Consider the following 16408-nt stretch of genomic DNA (forward strand, 5'->3'; position numbering starts at 1 on the left):
GGCGTCCGCGTCGGTCAGCGGGTACGGAGACTGCTGGTGTACACGTCCGTACGGTTCTGTGGTGCGCCGGAGTGGGTCTCGGTGAGCACCGCCCGTACTCCGTTGCCGTCCGCCACCAGGCCTTGGTAGTCGCCGAGGAAGTAGCCCCCGGCGAACGGCGCCTGCAGCCAGTCGAAGACCCGCGAGATCCGTCGTTCGGTCCGGAGCTTCGGGTTTCCGTGCTGCAGCGTGGCCAGTTGGTAGGCGGTGGGCAAGGTGGTGGTGTTGCCGGGCTTGAGGAAGCGCAGGTCGTAGTAAGTGAGCGCGACCGTGCCCCGCTCGGCGACCGCGATCGACGGTGAGAAGGCCGGAACGCTTTTCGGGCTGATCAGCTCCGGGGTCCCCCAGGTGCGTCCGCCGTCGGTGGACCGCACAAGCTGGACGGAGTCGAACTTTCCACCGGAGAAGTCCGAGCCCTCGTAGGCCATGTACAGCGTGCCTGACTTGGGGTCGACGGCCGGGCTCGGCAGGGTGGCCGCGGCGCGCAGCAGTTTGGTGGGGTCGTTCGGGTCGACCTCCGGTACGGACGTGTCCCGGGCCACGGTGACCGGGGCGCTCCAGGTCTCTCCGGCGTCGGTCGAGGTGACCACCTCGTAGCGGGCTTCGACGACGGTGCTCAGGTCGTCGGAGTAGGTGATCCGGTCGAAGAAGTCGTACAGGGTGCCGGTGCACCGGTCGGCGACGATCAGATGGCCGATGGTCTGAGTGTTGGGCACGGTGCTGGTGTCGACGAACGGCCGGGCCCTGCTCCAGGTGCGGCCTCCGTCGCGGGTGACGGAGATGTAGCCGGGACCGTCGAGGGAGCTGGGGCCGGGTGGGTCGTTGTCGAGGCGGTTCCAGACCTGGTAGGCGGTGCCCTTGCGGATCGGGTCGGCGGTGAGTGAGGGCTTGTCGTTGAAAAACGGCTGCTCGTCGACGTGCGTGGTGGTGAGGTTCCGCCAAGTGCGGCCGCCGTCGCGGGACGTGACTGCCAGGAGGGCGCTGCGCGTGCTCTTCGTGAAGTCGACGCCCTCCCCACCGGCGTAGACCGTGCCGTCCGGTCCGGTGCTCACCCAGGGGTCGGAGGCCCGTTCGTAGTCCGCGCCGCCGGGGGCGCAGAGGCTGAACGGCAGCGTGCTCCGGTGGTAGGTGTGGCCGTCCGTGGTCCAGCCGGCCGCCAGGCCACGGGCGCCGCCGTCGTTCCAGCGGTCCTGCTGGAACACGGTGACCACGCGCTTGGGGTCGCGCGGATCGACGGACAGGTACGGCTCGACCTCGGTGGCCGGGTAGACGATGCTGTCGGGGGACCTCGCTCCGATGGTGCACTTCGCGTACGGGTCGCCCTGGGACACCTTGACCAGTGGTGTGCCGTCGGGGTTCCGGTCTGCTGCGGCGGGAGTCGCGCCGGTGACCGTGACGAGCAGGATCGCGGCGGTGGTGACGGCGGTCAGGGGCAGGAAGACGCGCATGCGGGATTTCCTCCGGGCCTGTCGGCCGGGGTACGGGACCGCCGTCATCGGGGCGGCCTGGGGCGAGGAGGCGTACCGGAACGCGAGGGTGGGGCGACTCCGTTTGGTCCTTTTCGGCGTTGCAGCCGGAGCCCTTGATGGGCCGAACGACGGAGTCATCCCCGGGGTCGTCGAGGAGCACGGCGGAGCCGGCCGGCGGGTGCACCGTGCCGGTCGGCTCCTTGGTCGTGCTGTTACGGCGCCGTCTCGTAGGTCCCCGGAGAGGGCCGTGGGCCGCGTGCCGGTTGGCGATGCCGACGGGGTCGGCCTTGACTCGGACGGGTCGCGGACAGCGGCGCGATCATCGCCCGCGCCAGAAGGAAGACTCCATCACCGTCGGCACATCGAGGCTCGAGGCCGGCGGAACTGCTCCTTCTTCTGCGCCTGTTCAAGACCTGCCGAGTGTCAACAACGCTCGTGATCAATACAGCTGGGAAATCCGAATCAATACAGCTAGGAAATGCTCAATACAGCCAGGAAATGCGAACGACCTCGTCGGTCGCTGTCCGACGACATGGCCGGGGCCGTTCGGGACGGCGGCAAGCGCGGTGTTCAGGACGGCGCGGGCCGTCTCGAAGCGGTGACGGCCTTGGCTTCGAGACGGTCGGCGTCCACCATCGCGAGTGCCGCGGTGTCGAGACGGGCGCGGGTGATCCACCCGACGGTGGACCGGGTGCCGTCACTCCATACCCACCGCGCCGCGTGCACCGACCGGACCGGCTGCCCAGCCGTGCGCCGACCCGTCAAGTGATCGCCTGCGAGGTCCCGTCAGGCAGCGCGCAGGATTCGCCGGCGTAGGGGCGTGAAACGATCTGTCCGCCGGCGGCCGTGCAGTCGTCTCTGGAGATGTTCGGAGACGAGGCGGCCCCGGCGCTGACAGCGCCGACGGCGCTCACGCCGGCAAGGGTTGCCGCGGCCAGGGCGAGGCCCAGGATTCTTCGCATGCGTATGACTTCCTCCTCCTGTCAGGCGCCTTCGTTCGGCCTTCGGGAAGGACAAGTCTCAAGACGACGACGCCCTCTTACTCAGAATGGGCGCTCCGCATGAGGCCCGCGAGGCGAGGCCGGGCGCCGCGCCCGGGCGGTGACTGCCCGGCCCCGCAGAGGCATGACGGCACCGACCTCGACCGGCCGCATCGGTACGCCGCGTGCGCGTCGGTAGGAGCGGGGCGACGTCGATGTCCTTGGCGTCGAGACTGCCCACCGGGGCCGCCTTGTGTCCGGGCAGGCCGGGGGTTGAGGAGGAGACGGGCCGTACCTGCCTCCGACCCGACCGGTGCCGGCGGGCGGCTGCCGCGCGCGGTCCTCTAACGCGGTTCGTGGGCCGCCGCCCGGCAGGCACCGGTCGCGGCGCCGCCCGCCACTCCGGCCCCGGTCAGCCCGGTCACACAACTCTGCAGGTCTCCGACCACGCCACGGCCGCAGGCCGCTGTGACGGAGTCGGAAGCGGTGGCACCGGCCAGTTCGGCCATCTGTGTGCAGGCGGGGATGTCCGCCCGGACCGCGGGAGCAGCGAGGACCGCGCCACCGAGGGTGAGGGTCAGGCCGGTGAGGGCACCGGCGATACGGGTCGACGTGCGCATGGGACGCACCTGCCTTCCGTTGGTCGCGCGGTCCTGGTCCCGGCGGGCCGGATCCACGCGGTAAGGCCGCCCGGCGACGCTCGGTGAGTGGTGCCCCGGCCGGCGGGCTCACAGACTGACCGCACGATTCTGCGTCGCATCCATTGAGCCGCACCGGGACATGGTCGCCAGGCCGAAGGAGAGAGCCCCGGACCGGATGAGACGCACTCGGACCTCCACTCGCGGGCCCCTCACTCCAGCGTCGCATCCTCTCCCCCTCCCGTCCTGGGCATCCGGGGGGCGGCGCTGAGTAACTGCGGTTGCGCGAAGCGCGGTAGCCGGCCCGTCCGGCCGACCAGGTGGACCGGACGGGCCGGCGCCCGCCCGGCCTGTCCCCTGCACACCGCCGGGCGCGGCTCGGCTGGGGAGGCGGCCGGCCTCCGCTTCCCCGCGAGGTGCTGGGCCGCCACTGCGGTGGCACTTCACGGCGAGCGCCGATGGGAGGCCAAGGCAGCGGGTTCGGCACCAGCACGCCCATGGGACTGATGTACCGGTCGGTGCACGAGCCCGCGGATCTCTCCGCGCCGCCGGCGGTCCGGGAAGCCGGTCTCAGCCGCCGCGCCGCACCCGGGCCGCCTTGCGGGCCTCCGCGAGCTTGCGCGCCTCGCTGCTCCTGCGGGACGAGCCGCCGCCGGAGCCGCCCTTGGCGTCCTTGGCGTCCTTGGTGCTGCCCAGGCCGCGGAACGGGGCGTTGTGGTTCTTGGGGCGCGGTACGGCAGGCCCGCCGTCGAGAGGGTTTCCGGAGGGGGCCCTGGCGCCGGTGATCCGGCTCAGCTCGGCCTCGCCGGACCGCACTTTGGTGACCTTGGGGGCGACGTCGGCGTCCGCCATGACCTGGCTCGTCTCGCGGCGCTGTCCCGACAGGACGAGTGTCACGACGGTGCCGGAGCGACCGGCCCGGGCCGTGCGGCCCGCCCGGTGCAGATAGTCCTTCGGGTCGGTGGCCGGGTCGACGTTGACCACGAGGTCGAGGTCGTCGACATGCAGGCCGCGCGCGGCGACGTTCGTCGCCACCAGCGCGGTGACCTGCCCGTTCTTGAACTGGGCCAGGGTCCGGGTGCGCTGCGGCTGGGACTTCCCGCTGTGCAGGGCGGCGGCGGCCACGCCGCTGGCCCGCAGATGCCGCGTGAGCTGGTCGACGCCGTGCTTGGTGTCCAGGAACAGCAGGACGCGGCCGTCGCGAGCGGCGATCTCCGTGGTCACGGCGTACCGGTCCGGGCCGTGCACGACGAGGACGTGGTGCTCGATCGCGGAGACCGCGCCGGACGCGGGGTCCACGGAGTGGACGGCGGGGTCGCGCAGGTAGCGCTGCACCAGCTGGTCGACGTCGCGGTCGAGGGTGGCGGAGAACAGCATCCGCTGCCCGTCGGGACGCACCTGGTCCAGGATCTCGGTGACCTGCGGCAGGAACCCCATGTCACACATCTGGTCGGCCTCGTCCAGGACCGCGATGCGCACCCGCCCCAGTCGGCAGCCCTTGCGCTCGACGAGGTCGTGCAGCCGACCGGGCGTGGCCACGACGATCTCGGCGCCGTCCCGCAGCGCGGCGGCCTGCCGCCCGACGGACACTCCGCCCACCACGGTCGCGAGCCGCAGCCGCAGCGCCTCGGCGTACGGGGTGAGCGCCTCACCGACCTGCTGCGCCAGCTCCCTGGTGGGCACCAGAACGAGCGCCAGCGGCTCTTTCGGCTGCGCACGCCGCCCGGCCGTCCGGGCGAGCATCCCCAGGCCGAAGGCGAGCGTCTTGCCGGATCCCGTGCGGCCCCGGCCGAGGACGTCCCGTCCCGCGAGCGCGTTCGGCAGCGCCGCCGCCTGGATGGGGAAGGGCACCGTCACACCGTGCTCATCGAGCGCCCGCAGAATCTCGGCCGGCAACCCCAGCCGGGCGAAGGACACCGCCGTGGGCACTGCCGAAGTGGCGCCCGCCGCCTCGGGCGCGTCGTCCTGCTGCCGGGCATCGGCACGTGCTGATTCGCTCACAGAGAGCCTTCCTCCGAAGGGACCGTACCGAGGAAGGCGCGGCGGGGACGCGGCCGCCGGCCAGGGACACCGAACGGAGCACCGAACGGAGCACCGGCACAGCGACGCCACAAACGCACAACGTTAGCACGGCGCAGCGCGGCAGGACGGGCACCGCGAAGGGCGGCGGCGGTGGTGACCGCGCCGCCGCCCCTCACGGCCGGACCGTCAGGCGTCCTCGATCGTGATGAAGGGGTCCCACTGGTAGTACCCCTTCAGCTGCCGGTGCCGGTCCAGGATCTGGAAGTAGAAGTGGTACACGACCTTGCCGACGCTCTTCACCGTGGTGCGCCAGTAGTGGTCCTGGTACTTCTGCGTCACGAAATCCGGACTGCCCTCGCTGCCCTCCCGCGGGAGCGGATAGATGCCGTCGACCACCTCGATCTCCGGCGTCCTGATGAGTGTGTGGCCCGGGTCGCTGCTCACGTAGCGGTACAGCAGCGCCTTGTAGTCGCTGCCGAGCGACACCGTCGTCTCCCGCCACCGGATGGTGTCCCCGGGTTCGGCGCGCAGGTTCAGCTCGGCGCCCGAGGTACCGACGATGTGGTCGTGCCGCGTCGTCATGTAGATCAGGCTCTGGTCGACGTAGGTCGGCGCGTCGGGATTCCGCGACGCGCCCGGATTCTGTTCGACGATCGTGGCCGCGTCGAACGCGATCAGTACGTTCAGATCAGCCATTTCTCTCCCCCTCGGGATTCGGGATTTCCTGACACCGGAGTTTCTGACACCGGAGTTTCTGACACGGGACTTTCGGTCACGGGACTTTCGGTCACGGGAGTTTCGGTCACGAGGTTTTCGGCACCTTGTACGCCATGGCCCGCGGATAGTCGTGCCGGTCCAGGCGGACGCGGACCAGGACGGGTCCGGCGTTGACCGGGTCGTGCGGGTCGCCGAGGCGGGCCAGCAGCTCGTCCAACTCGGCGGGGCGGGCGACGCTGAGGCCGGTCGCCGGGGTGTCCTCGCCGGCGAAGACGGCCGGGAGGCGGTCGTAGTGCCAGGGGTGCAGGACGTTGTAGAAGTCCGGGTCGGCGGGGTCCTGTGCGGCGAAGTAGGCCGGGTGCACCAACATCTGCTCGATGCCGTAGAAGGACCCGTTGTCCAGGACGAACACCACCGAGGGCAGCCCGAGCCTGGTGTGCGTGGAGATCTCCTGGCAGGTCTCCTGGAAGGCGCCGTCGCCGACGAACACCATCGGGCGGGCGCCGTCGCGTTCCGGGGCGAGCGCGGCGCCGGTGGCCGCGCCGACCGACCAGCCGATGGACAGCCAGCTGATCTGGGACAGGAAGCCGCCCGCGGACAGGGACAGGTTCATCGAGCCGATGAGGGAGAACGCGGCGTCGGACACGACCGTCCAGTCGTCCGTGCTCTCCTGGCCCAGGAAGTGGTTGACCCGGTCGAACACGCCGTCGTACGTGAGCCGTTCGGCGTCCCGGGACCGCGCGCCGCCGACGCTCAGCGAGGCGCGGTACTGGGCCAGGCCGGCGGGGCGGTCGTCCCGCGCTCCCCGGTAGCTGTAGGACTCGGCGTAGTAGTCCGCCGACAGGCCGTCGGTGCCGTAGGCCTTCACCAGCGCGTCCTGGAGGGCGGGCAGCAACTGGGCGAGCTGGACGTCGGGGAAGTAGGAGGTACCGACGCTGACGCCGCCGTGCGCCGCCATCACCCAGTCGGTGCCGACGTTCTGCTCACCGCCCAGGTTCTTCGACGTGGACCAGGATCCGAGCCCGATCCGGCAGGTGGCCCACTCCTTGAAGACCGCGTAGACGTCCGGGTGGCTGGCCTTGCCGTTGTAGACGCCGTGGAACTGCGGCAGGTCCTCGCCCACGACGGCCTTGGCGCCGACGGTCGTGCAGAACGGCACGCCGGTGGCCGCCACCAGGTCGACGAGTTCCCCGCCGAGCCGGTACCGGTCGATCTCCTCGCCGGCCCACACGATCGGGCGGGGCCTGCCGTCCGGGCCGGGGTGCTCCTCGATCAGGGTGAGGATCGCCTGCACGGCCTGGTCCAGCATTTTCTGGTTGCGCTCGCTGAACGGCCGTTCGCGCCGGACGATCGGCTCCGTCGGCTCGGGGCAGGGCTCGTCCCACAGGTCTTCCATGACCTCCAGGTAGACCGGCCGGCGCTCGGAGACGCACGCGGTGAGCGCGGCGTCGATCTGGGCGGGCGCCAGGCCCGGGTGGGAGATGACCTGTGCGTCCACGGTGACCTGCCGGTAGACGTCCAGGTTGCTCTCGGCACGGGGGCTCATGTGCGAGGTGAGCAGCCCGACGGCGCGGAAGTTCTGCCACTGCTCGTACGGCGGGCAGGCGTTGACGGCGATGAGCGGGACCTGTTCGACGTACGCGCCGCCGCAGGCGTTGAGCAGATTGAACGCGCCCACGCTGTACGTCACCGCCGCCGCGCCCACGCCGTGGATGCGGGCGTAGGCGTCGGCGGCCTGGCCCGCGCCGCCCTCGGTCGGAGTGCCGACCCATTCGATGTCGCCCTCGGCCCGCAGGGTGGTGAGGAACGGGCCGAGGTGGTTGCCGGGGACGCCGAACAGGTGGGTGATGCCCAACTCGGCCAGCCGCAGGGCGAGATAGCGGGCGACCGTGCAGGCGGGGGTGATCGCGCTCACGAGGACTCCCCTTCCCGGTCCGCACCCGGGGCGTCCTGGTCCGGGCCTTTCCTGTCGGTGACCGGCGGGGCCTGGTGGACGGCGAGGGCGGCGCGGACGGCGCTCTCCAGGGCGCCCTCGATCCAGGCGTGCTTGAGGGACGTGTGCTCACCGGCGAAGTGCACCGGGCCCTCGGGCCGGGAGACGTCCAGATGGAAGCTGGTCATCTGGTGCGCGGTGTAGATGGCGGCCTCGCCGAAGGCGTACGGGTCACGGGCCCAGCTCTGGGTGGCGCCCCGGCCGGTGAAGAACACCTCGATGCGCCGGCCGTGCACGGCCTGGAGGTTGCGCAGGGCGTAGAGGTAGCGCTCCGTCTTCGGCATGGAGTCCCAGCGTGCGGCGTCGTCGGACCAGGAGTACGAGGCGAGGACGACGCCGCCGCCCGTGCTGTCCGCGATCGGGTGCGAGGGGTAGTACATGAACCGGTTGGGGTTGTCGGCGGCGGAGCCCCCGCCGAAGCAGTGGGTGGCGGGCCGGACGGCGGGGCCGCGCAGCGGCAGGCCGCCGTCGATCCGCCGCATCTCCTCGGTGACGAGGCTGTCCTTGACGGCGGCGCCGAGCAGTCCGGCCTCCGGCTCGGGCAGCGTGGGCACGGACACGGTCTCGGTGTCCACCTCGTGCCCCCGCCGGTAGTACTCGTACAGGCCGGGCGCGATGCCGTCCAGCGTGTCGCGCCAGTCGTCCTCGGTGAACTCCCACCAGCGGTGGCTGAATTCGAGCAGCACCTTGGTGGCCTGGTCGTAGTGGGTCTCGATGACGGCGCGGCGCTTCTTGTACGACATCGAGGGGACGATCTCCACGAAGCGCAGCGAGGAGAACGGGATGGTGACGACCGCCAGGTCCGCCGTCCACAGACGGGGCAGTTCTTTCGGGTCCTCCTCGTCGACGGTCTGTACGGCCACGCCCCACCCGTCGGGTCCGACCGCCCCGGTGCCGTCGGGGTCGGTGTCGCGGCTGGGGTCGTGGTACTCGAGGCGGATCATGCGCTGACCGAGCTGCACCTCGTCGCGCAGGCCTTGGTACAGGGCGTGCGGCAGGCGCCAGCTGCCGCCGGGGATCTCCCAGTAGCGGACGCCGGGGTTGATGTCGCTGCGGCTCAGGAAGCTGTGGAAGAAGGAGAGGTAGAGCCGCGAGGACATGTTCTCCAGGGTTCCGAGGGCCTCGACGGCCTCGTCGCTGAGCCCGGCGCGGTCGCGCAGGAAGGAGCCCATCGAGTAGCCGTCGAAGTCGCGGATCACCCGGGCCCAGCCCTCGACCCACTCGTCGAACGGTTTGTCGACCCGCTTGCCGTCGACGACGTCGGAGTAGTAGTCGCGCACGCTCTCCAGCGCCTCGTCCACCATCCGCGCGACGGGGGCGCGGACCTCGTCGTCGGTGAGGTGGAAGCCCTCGTTGATCCGCTCGGGTCCGGCGGCGTAGTCGGCGCGCCGTACCTGGACGCGGTTGGCCCGGATCCAGGAGTTGCCGCGCTTGTCGGGTTCGGCGAAGTCCGGGCTGTCGTCGCCGTACGTCCACGTCCGGCCGGTGAAGGAGGTGTACGTCACCGGAGGGACGGGCACGTCGGGGCCGCTGCCGGTGCGGGGATCGATGTCCACGTTGTAGAACTGGCGGCGGCCGAGCCCCAGTTTGTCGACCAGGGCGAGGACGAGCGGGTGGAAGTCGGGCAGCCGCATGGCCCCGGCCTCGGCGTACTGGGCCGGGTCGGCGAAGGGCTGGTGGTGCTTGGTGGTGCGGAAGGTCTTGATCCGGCCGCCGACACGGTTGGCGTTCGCCTCGAGGATGGTGACGTCGTGCCCGGCGTCCTTGAGCAGCCGGCCGACGACGAGGCCGGTGATGCCGGCGCCGACGACGAGGACCTTCTTGCGCGGGTGCCGGGTGGTACCGAGGCGGCCCGTGTCTATCAGTGCGTGCAGATATTCGAGCTTGAGGTCTTTTCCGTCGGGTCCGACGAGGAGGAGTTCACGGGCGAGCCTCAGACAGGTCTGCCAGCGGGCACGGGTGGCGGAGTTGTCCCGTGGAATGTCGGTCATAGCCTGCGATCGTAGATATGCCGAAACGGTTTCGCGGTTCACCTTGAAGATAAAGTCCTGAAACTACCGAGAGGGCTGGGTGGCGCGATTTCTACTTGCCTGAATTCTCGGCGAGAAGGCGGAAGATTCCTGAGGGGCGGAAGGGGAGTCGGATGCAACTGGAATAGCAATTCCCTCATGAAATGTGAAGACCGTGGGACGAGGATGCGCCGACCCCGCCCACCGGTCCGACGAAAGAGCCGTCACCCCACTCCCACGACTGACCGAGCGATCAGCGACGTTGGCATATGCATCAGGCCAACGTGCATCCGACCGGCGCCCCGTCACCACCGGAGGGCAGGGTCCTCACCGCCGGACACGCGCCCGCCGACTCGGGGCGCGTGCGTCGTTCTCCCGGCGCTCAGCCGCCGGTCATGAGGTGAGCCGCTCGCTCGGCGATGGCGAGGACGGTCGCGTTGGTGGGCGCCGACACGGTGGACGGCATGACCGAGGCATCGGCGATGCGCAGTCCCGCGACGGACCGCACCCTCAACTGCGGGTCCACCACGGCGAGTTCGTCCGTGCCGATCCGGCAGGTCCCCACGGGATGGAAGTAGGTGCTCGCGGTGCTGCGCACGTACGCGCGACAGGAGTCGTCGTCCTGGACGTCCGCGCCGGGGAAGGACTCGGCCGTCCGCCACGGCGCGAGCGCCTTCGTCCCACCCAGCTCACGCGCGAGGCGCAGACCGAGGACGAGTCGGTCGAGGTCGCGGTCGTCGCTGAGGTAGGCCGGATCGATCAGCGCAGGCACAGCGGGGTCCGCACTCCGCAGGCGCAGGGTGCCCCGGCTGCTCGGGTCCATGAGGGAGAACAGGACGGAGTAGCCGCCGGGGTCCGCCCCTGTCCACCTGGGCCGCAGCGCCGCCCCGGCGAAGAGCAGCAGCAGGTCGGGAGCCACATCCGCACGGCTCCGGGTGAGCACGTGCGCCTCGGCGGACGGGCCGGTGGGCGGCCTCTGGTCGGAACTGGGCGGCTGCCGGTCGGAGCCGTAGACGACGTAGCTGGTCACGTGGTCGTGGAGGTTGCCGCCGACACCCGGCAGGTCGGCCAGCACCTCGACGCCGGTTTCCCGGAGGTGGTCCGCAGGACCGACACCGGAGAGCAGGAGCAGATGCGGGGACCCGATCGCGCCGGCGGCAAGGACGGTCTCCCGGTCGGCCAGGACGGTTCGCACCTCACCGGCGACGGTGTACTCCACCCCTCGGCAGCGTCCGCCCTCCAGCAGGAGCCGACGGGCCTGCGCGCCGGTGATCACGGTCAGGTTGGGCCTGGCGAGGACGGGGCGCAGATAGGCATCGGCGGCACTCTGCCGCCGGCCCTGCGCGACGTTCGTCTCGCGCCACGACACTCCCTCGCTCACCCGGCCGTTGCCGTCTTCCAGCGGCGTGTGTCCGGACTCCACCGCCGCGCGGAAAGCCGCCTCGGCGAGCGGGTTCGGGGCCGGGCTCGCCTCGATGCGCATGGGGCCGTCGGTCCCACGCACGTGCGGGTCGCGCCCCTCGGCCGTCTCGCTCCGCCGGAAGAACGGCAGCAGGGCGTCGTAGTTCCAGTCCGTCGCTCCCTGCTTCTCCCAGGCGTCGTAGCTGTCGGGGTGCCCGCGGTGGTGCACCATGCCGTTGATGGCGCTCGACCCCCCGAGCACTTTGCCCCGCGGCCACGCGTGCACGGCATCTTCGGTGCCGGGCTGGGCCGTTGTGGAGTACGCCCAGTCCACGGACGTGCTCCACAGGCTGAAGGCCGCCAGCGGATCCGGGGAGGACATCGCCCGCGGGCCGCTCGCCTCGCCGGCTTCGAGGAGCACCACGCGCGCCCCCGGATCGCTCGACAACCGCGCCGCGAGTACGCAGCCCGCGGTGCCGCCTCCGACGACGACGTAGTCGCCGGTCAGGACTGTCATGTGCATTCTCCTGTCATCACGTGCACGTTCCTCCGGCCACCGGAGGATCAGGGGTTCTTTCCGGACTGCGCGCGACCGGGGCACCGGCCGGCGGCGCTCAAGCGCGATCGGTGATCGCTCCGTCGGCTCCATCGGCTCTATCGGCTCTGTCGCTCGTGACTGCGCCGCAGGTGGGATTCGGCGTAGGCGTGGGCGCGGAAGGCGAGGACGGGGTCGTCGGAGATCTGGATGCCGGAGGTGACGCGGGTGGGGTCGAAAGCCTGCGTGTCCCGGAGATCCTGGCCGTCGGCAGGTGCGGTGATCTCCAGGCGCCCGGCGGTGATCTCCTCTCGGTGGTCGGGCCAGACGGTGCTGGGATCGTGGGTGGGGTCGTCGGGTCCGGCGAGCTGAATCCGCAGGTCGAACGCCACCGGTGCGCGCTCCAGGCGCTGATGGAGTTCGTCGGTCAGGTAGTGGGCGGTGCGGGTGGCCGCCTGAGCGGCGGTCAGGTCGGTACGTCCGGCCTCCGGTTCCCAGCGGTACCGCACGGGTTGCCCGGCGCCGGCCGCGTCGACCCAGATGAAGGCATGGACGGCCCAGTAGGCGGTGCAGGCGTAGCTGGCCGGTACGGGCGGCTGCTGTGCGACGGCTTCGGCCAGGTGAGGGTGGGCATGGACGAACGCGTGCACCCGGGCCGGCTCGGGCCGACGGGTGCCGGGGTCGGGGCGCAGGGCCTCGGTCAGCTCAAGAAACTCCCGGGGCGTGGAGGCGACGAATCGGGGGACACTGAGGGCGACGAGGTCGGTGTCACTGCCGTCCTGAAGGTGGAAACGGGTGGCCATGCCGCGGGTGACCGGCGCGGTGTCGGGGGTGTGGGGGTCTCCCTCGGAGTTCGAGAACCGTACGGTGGCCGTGACCGGCCGCGTCTGCAGGTGTGCGGCCGTGGTCAGCGCCGCCGCGGCCCCGGTGGGAGTGAAGGTGGCCCGGAAGACGGCCCCCCGCGCACTGGACCGGCGGCATCCCGGGTGCCTCCCGCTCATCCGTTCCATGCTGTCGACCACCTGGACGGCCAGGGTCTGATCCGCGGAACTGCTCACCATGTCATTCCTCCAAAGACGAAACGGGTACGGGGCCTTGGCCGGGGTGAGCCGAATCCTGCGGATGCTCTCCGCGGCGCCTGGCATGTACGGCCCTCGGACGAGCCGCTCGCCGGACCCGCCACATTGCGGGGTACGGGCCGCTTCAGGTCCCGGTTCACTCGTCTCCGGGGGCGATTCGCGTCCGCTGCCCGGCGGCTCGTGCGTCCCGTGGGCCGGGCACACCGGTTGCGGATCGCGGGTTCCGCGCCTGTCGGCACATGACCGAACACGGGCCGAAGCGGCCGCGATCAGAATTGCCCCGGTAATTCAGGACCTTTCCGACCTGTTGGACCCGACTGTCCATTCATGCTAAAAAGTCATATGCATTTTCGATTGCTCGGGCACCTTGAAGTGGTCGCGTCCGACGGGTCCTTGATTGACTTCTCGGGTCCTCTGGGGCGGGCTGTCATCGCGAGGCTGATCCTGGCCGACGGGCGTTCGGTGCAGAGCGATACTCTCGTCGACGAACTGTGGAGCGAGCGGGCGGCAAGGAACCCCGTGAACGCTCTGCAGGTGCAGATGACAAAACTGCGCACTTCCTTCGCCGCCCGAGGCGAGGAACGGCGGCTGGTCATGCAGGCGGGCGGCTACCGATTGATCCTGTCGGAACACGACCGTATCGATGTCACCGAATTCGAGCATCGCATTCACCAGGGCCGGAAGAATCTCGGGCATGGGAATTGCACGGAGGCGGAAGAGCTGCTGCGGGACGCGCTGGCACTGTGGCGGGGCCCCGCTCTCGAGGGCATGACCGGCATCTTCTTCGACGCGGAGCGTGCCCGGCTGGAGGAACTCCGGCTCACCGCCCACGAGGACGCCATCACCGCCGGAATGGAGCGGGGAAAGGCTGAGGAACTCGTCGCGGAGCTGTCGCGTCTGGTCGCCGCGCACCCCTTCCGGGAAAGGCCGCGCGCTCAGCTGATGCTGGCGCTGTATCGCTGCGGACGGCAGGCCGAGGCGCTCGAAGTCTTCCGCCACGCAAGGAATCTCCTGGACGCCGAGCTCGGACTCGCCCCGTCTCCCGAGCTGGAGGCGCTGCAGGCGGCGATCCTTACGCACGATCCGGCCCTGACGGGACCCGGCGGCGTGTCCGGCAACCCGCTGACCCCCGGGCCTCGTTCACCTCACCCGGCATCGCGCCGGACGACGTCCCACCACCCGGCGGCGGAAGGAAACCTGGCAGTTCCTCCTGGCGCGTTCGTGGGACGCGCCGGCATGCTGCGGGGCCTTCGGGAAGAAATCGGCCGTCGGCGCCTTGTCACGGCCGTCGGGCCAGGAGGTGTGGGCAAGACCCGGCTCATGCTGGAGGCCTTGTCGCAACCGGGCAGCGGGGGTGAGGGCGTCTGGTGGATCGACCTCGTGACCGTCGGAGACGACGGAGTGCTGTCGGCTCTCACCGCCGCACTCGGCCTGTTCGAAAGCTCGGTCACCGCGGACCAGAATCCGCTGGACCCTCTTGAGCGGATCGTCTCCTTCCTCAAGGAACGCACGGCGATCCTGGCCTTCGACAACTGCGAACACGTCCTTGACGAAACCGCGCTTCTCGTCAAGAAGCTGCTGGACACCTGTCCGTCGGCCACCATCGTGGCCACCAGCAGAGAACCGCTGAGCACGTCCGGTGAAATGCTCTTCCCGGTGGAACCGATGGCCCCGGAGGAGGCCGCACAACTCTTCGCACTCAGAGCCTCGTTGATCAACCCGTCGTTCGACCAGGAAGCGGCGAAAGACCACGAGGTCATCGGCCTGTGCCGGCGACTGGACGGACTGCCGCTGGCCGTCGAGCTCGCCGCTGCGCACGTGAGACTGCTGTCCGTCTCGGAGATCGATCGGCGGCTGAACGATCGATTCGCCCTGCTGGTCAAGGGAGAACGCACCGCACCGCGGCGGCATCGGACGCTGCGTGCGGTTCTCGACTGGAGCTACGCCCTCCTCAGCACCGCCGAGCAACGGGTACTGGGCGAACTCGCCCTCCGGGTGGCCGGGTGCTCCGTCGAGGACGCGGAGAAGGCCGTACTGCCACACTCGGAATCCGGGTCGGAGGACACCGCCGGCCTTCTTCTCGTCCTGGGTCAACTGGTCGACAAGTCACTGATCTTCACTGTGCGCACCGCCGGCGGGACCCGTTTCCAGATGCTGGAGACGGTACGCGAGTACGCGCTGGCGAAGCTTGAGGCAGAGGGAGATCTGGCGTCGGCCCAGGACCGCTTCATCGCCTGGTCGCTGGGGTTCGTCAGACAGGGCCACAAGGGCATGCCGTCGCCGGAGCAGGCCTTCTGGTCCCGCCGTGTCGCCGAGGAATCCGCCAATCTCAGAGTCGCCTGCGACCTCATGACGCGCACCGCGCGGGTCACCGACGCGCTTCGTCTCGAATCGACTCTCGGATACTTCTGGTACATCCTCGGCCGTGAAGAAGAGGGCATCGACAGGCTGACCCGCACCCTGGACGCCTACGACACCGGCGCGCGGACGCCTGCCGGTCACCGGCGGCCGGCGCCGGAGGAGGAGTGGGCGCTGTGCTACGTCTTCGTCTGGCTGGCCTGGCTGAACCACGTCTGCGGCCGGCATGACATGGCGCTGAAGTACGAGGAGCGCTACAGGGAAACGTGGCGGAGTGCGCGGAATCCGGATCTGGCCGTCGTAGGTCCCGTCTGGGAGGCGCTGCACGCGCGGCTTGCCGCCGAGGAGGGCTGGGAGGCGCGATTCGCGGCGGCGGACGCGGGGATCGCCGGCACGGAGTTCGGCTGGGACCGGGTCGCCCTGCACTACGCCTGGTCGACCTACTGCCTGCATGCGGGAGATGCGGACGCCGCACGGGAGCACGCACTGACCGGGATCGAGGTGTCCAAGGCCATCGACGACCCCGTCACCCTGTCGGTCTGCCTCACGGCCTTGGGCGACGCCGAGGAGAGCGTCGGCCGGAGGGAGGCGGCCCGGGAGCTGTGGAGCGAGGCGAGCACCGTCTTCCGGTCGATGGACGCTCGTTCCCGGTGGGCCTACCGGGCGTTGCGGCTCGCCTTCCTGGATGTGGCAGAGGGGCTCCTCGACTCGGCGGACAGGCGGCTGTCCCAGGTGGAGCAGGTCGCCTCCGAGCTCATCTCGTACGACCTCAGGGCTGCCGTCGCCAACCTGCGGGGCGTGGTCCTGGCCGGGCAGTCGCGTTTCGGCGAGGCCGAAACCGTCTTCCGGGAGGTCTGGTCGTCACCGACCTCTCCTCGCAACCGCAAGGCGGTGGCAGGTCTTGCCCTCACGGCCTGTGTGGCGCCGTCTCACACGGAGCGGGTCGAGGGGGCGGACCTGCACGGAATCCTTGTCGAGGTCGGACGCCTGGCCGATCTGCTCATGGAGCCTCTCACCCGGAACGCGGTCGGCTCTCTTCTGGCCGACATCACGGAGCGGCGACACGCCGTGCCGACGCGGCGATATCCCCTCCACGAGCGCCTGTCGGGCTCGCCGTCCGTGCTGGCCGCCTTCTGGTGAGGGAACCGGACAGCACGAGGAAGGACGC

Annotated in this window: 10 protein-coding genes; 1 reads left to right on the plus strand and 9 read right to left on the minus strand. The window is 70.4% G+C overall.

All coding sequences use genetic code 11. The features are described from left to right. Positions 1-14 precede the first annotated feature (14 nt). From AQI95_RS14845 to AQI95_RS14885, 9 genes are all read right to left on the minus strand, one after another. Positions 15-1487 (minus strand): sialidase family protein, encoded by a 1473-nt coding sequence (locus AQI95_RS14845; RefSeq protein WP_067122641.1) that lies wholly within the window; start codon positions 1485-1487, stop codon positions 15-17. Between the two features lie 782 nt (positions 1488-2269). Beyond that, a complete protein-coding gene (locus AQI95_RS14850) occupies positions 2270-2470 on the minus strand; it encodes a hypothetical protein (protein WP_067122644.1) in 201 nt (66 codons plus the stop codon). A 362-nt stretch (positions 2471-2832) separates the two neighbouring features. Continuing rightward, positions 2833-3108: a hypothetical protein gene (locus tag AQI95_RS14855; RefSeq protein WP_067123157.1), complete on the minus strand. Its 276-nt coding sequence runs from the start codon at positions 3106-3108 to the stop codon at positions 2833-2835. 588 nt (positions 3109-3696) lie between these two features. Next, positions 3697-5127: a DEAD/DEAH box helicase gene (locus AQI95_RS14860; RefSeq protein ID WP_067122647.1), complete on the minus strand. Its 1431-nt coding sequence runs from the start codon at positions 5125-5127 to the stop codon at positions 3697-3699. A gap of 207 nt (positions 5128-5334) precedes the next feature. Continuing rightward, positions 5335-5844 (minus strand): inclusion body family protein, encoded by a 510-nt coding sequence (locus AQI95_RS14865; protein WP_067122649.1) that lies wholly within the window; start codon positions 5842-5844, stop codon positions 5335-5337. A gap of 106 nt (positions 5845-5950) precedes the next feature. Then, complete coding sequence (locus AQI95_RS14870; RefSeq protein WP_067122652.1) at positions 5951-7780, minus strand: alpha-keto acid decarboxylase family protein; 1830 nt, start codon at positions 7778-7780, stop codon at positions 5951-5953. Beyond that, entirely contained in the window at positions 7777-9849 is a 2073-nt protein-coding gene (locus tag AQI95_RS14875; protein WP_067122655.1) for a flavin monoamine oxidase family protein, read from the minus strand. Before AQI95_RS14875 ends, AQI95_RS14870 begins: the two co-directional genes overlap by 4 nt. A gap of 400 nt (positions 9850-10249) precedes the next feature. After that, positions 10250-11785: a GMC family oxidoreductase gene (locus AQI95_RS14880; RefSeq protein WP_079071257.1), complete on the minus strand. Its 1536-nt coding sequence runs from the start codon at positions 11783-11785 to the stop codon at positions 10250-10252. Positions 11786-11922: 137 nt separating this feature from the next. Further along, positions 11923-12864, minus strand: coding sequence for a catalase family peroxidase (locus tag AQI95_RS14885; RefSeq protein ID WP_067122660.1), 942 nt, complete (start codon positions 12862-12864; stop codon positions 11923-11925). A 537-nt stretch (positions 12865-13401) separates the two neighbouring features. Here AQI95_RS14885 and AQI95_RS14890 point away from each other — a divergent pair. Then, positions 13402-16380, plus strand: a complete 2979-nt coding sequence (locus AQI95_RS14890; protein ID WP_244188744.1) for an ATP-binding protein — start codon at positions 13402-13404, stop codon at positions 16378-16380. Positions 16381-16408: the final 28 nt, after the last annotated feature.

Origin of the sequence: Streptomyces yokosukanensis, assembly GCF_001514035.1 — a bacterium.
Lineage (GTDB): Bacteria > Actinomycetota > Actinomycetes > Streptomycetales > Streptomycetaceae > Streptomyces > Streptomyces yokosukanensis.

Coding starts and splice junctions, on each gene's coding strand:
- AQI95_RS14845 (WP_067122641.1), bottom strand. CDS start 1,487: ATGCGCGTCTTCCTGCCCCTGACCGCCGTCACCACCGCCGCGATCCTG.
- AQI95_RS14850 (WP_067122644.1), bottom strand. CDS start 2,470: ATGCGAAGAATCCTGGGCCTCGCCCTGGCCGCGGCAACCCTTGCCGGC.
- AQI95_RS14855 (WP_067123157.1), bottom strand. CDS start 3,108: ATGCGCACGTCGACCCGTATCGCCGGTGCCCTCACCGGCCTGACCCTC.
- AQI95_RS14865 (WP_067122649.1), bottom strand. CDS start 5,844: ATGGCTGATCTGAACGTACTGATCGCGTTCGACGCGGCCACGATCGTC.
- AQI95_RS14875 (WP_067122655.1), bottom strand. CDS start 9,849: ATGACCGACATTCCACGGGACAACTCCGCCACCCGTGCCCGCTGGCAG.
- AQI95_RS14880 (WP_079071257.1), bottom strand. CDS start 11,785: ATGACAGTCCTGACCGGCGACTACGTCGTCGTCGGAGGCGGCACCGCG.
- AQI95_RS14885 (WP_067122660.1), bottom strand. CDS start 12,864: ATGGTGAGCAGTTCCGCGGATCAGACCCTGGCCGTCCAGGTGGTCGAC.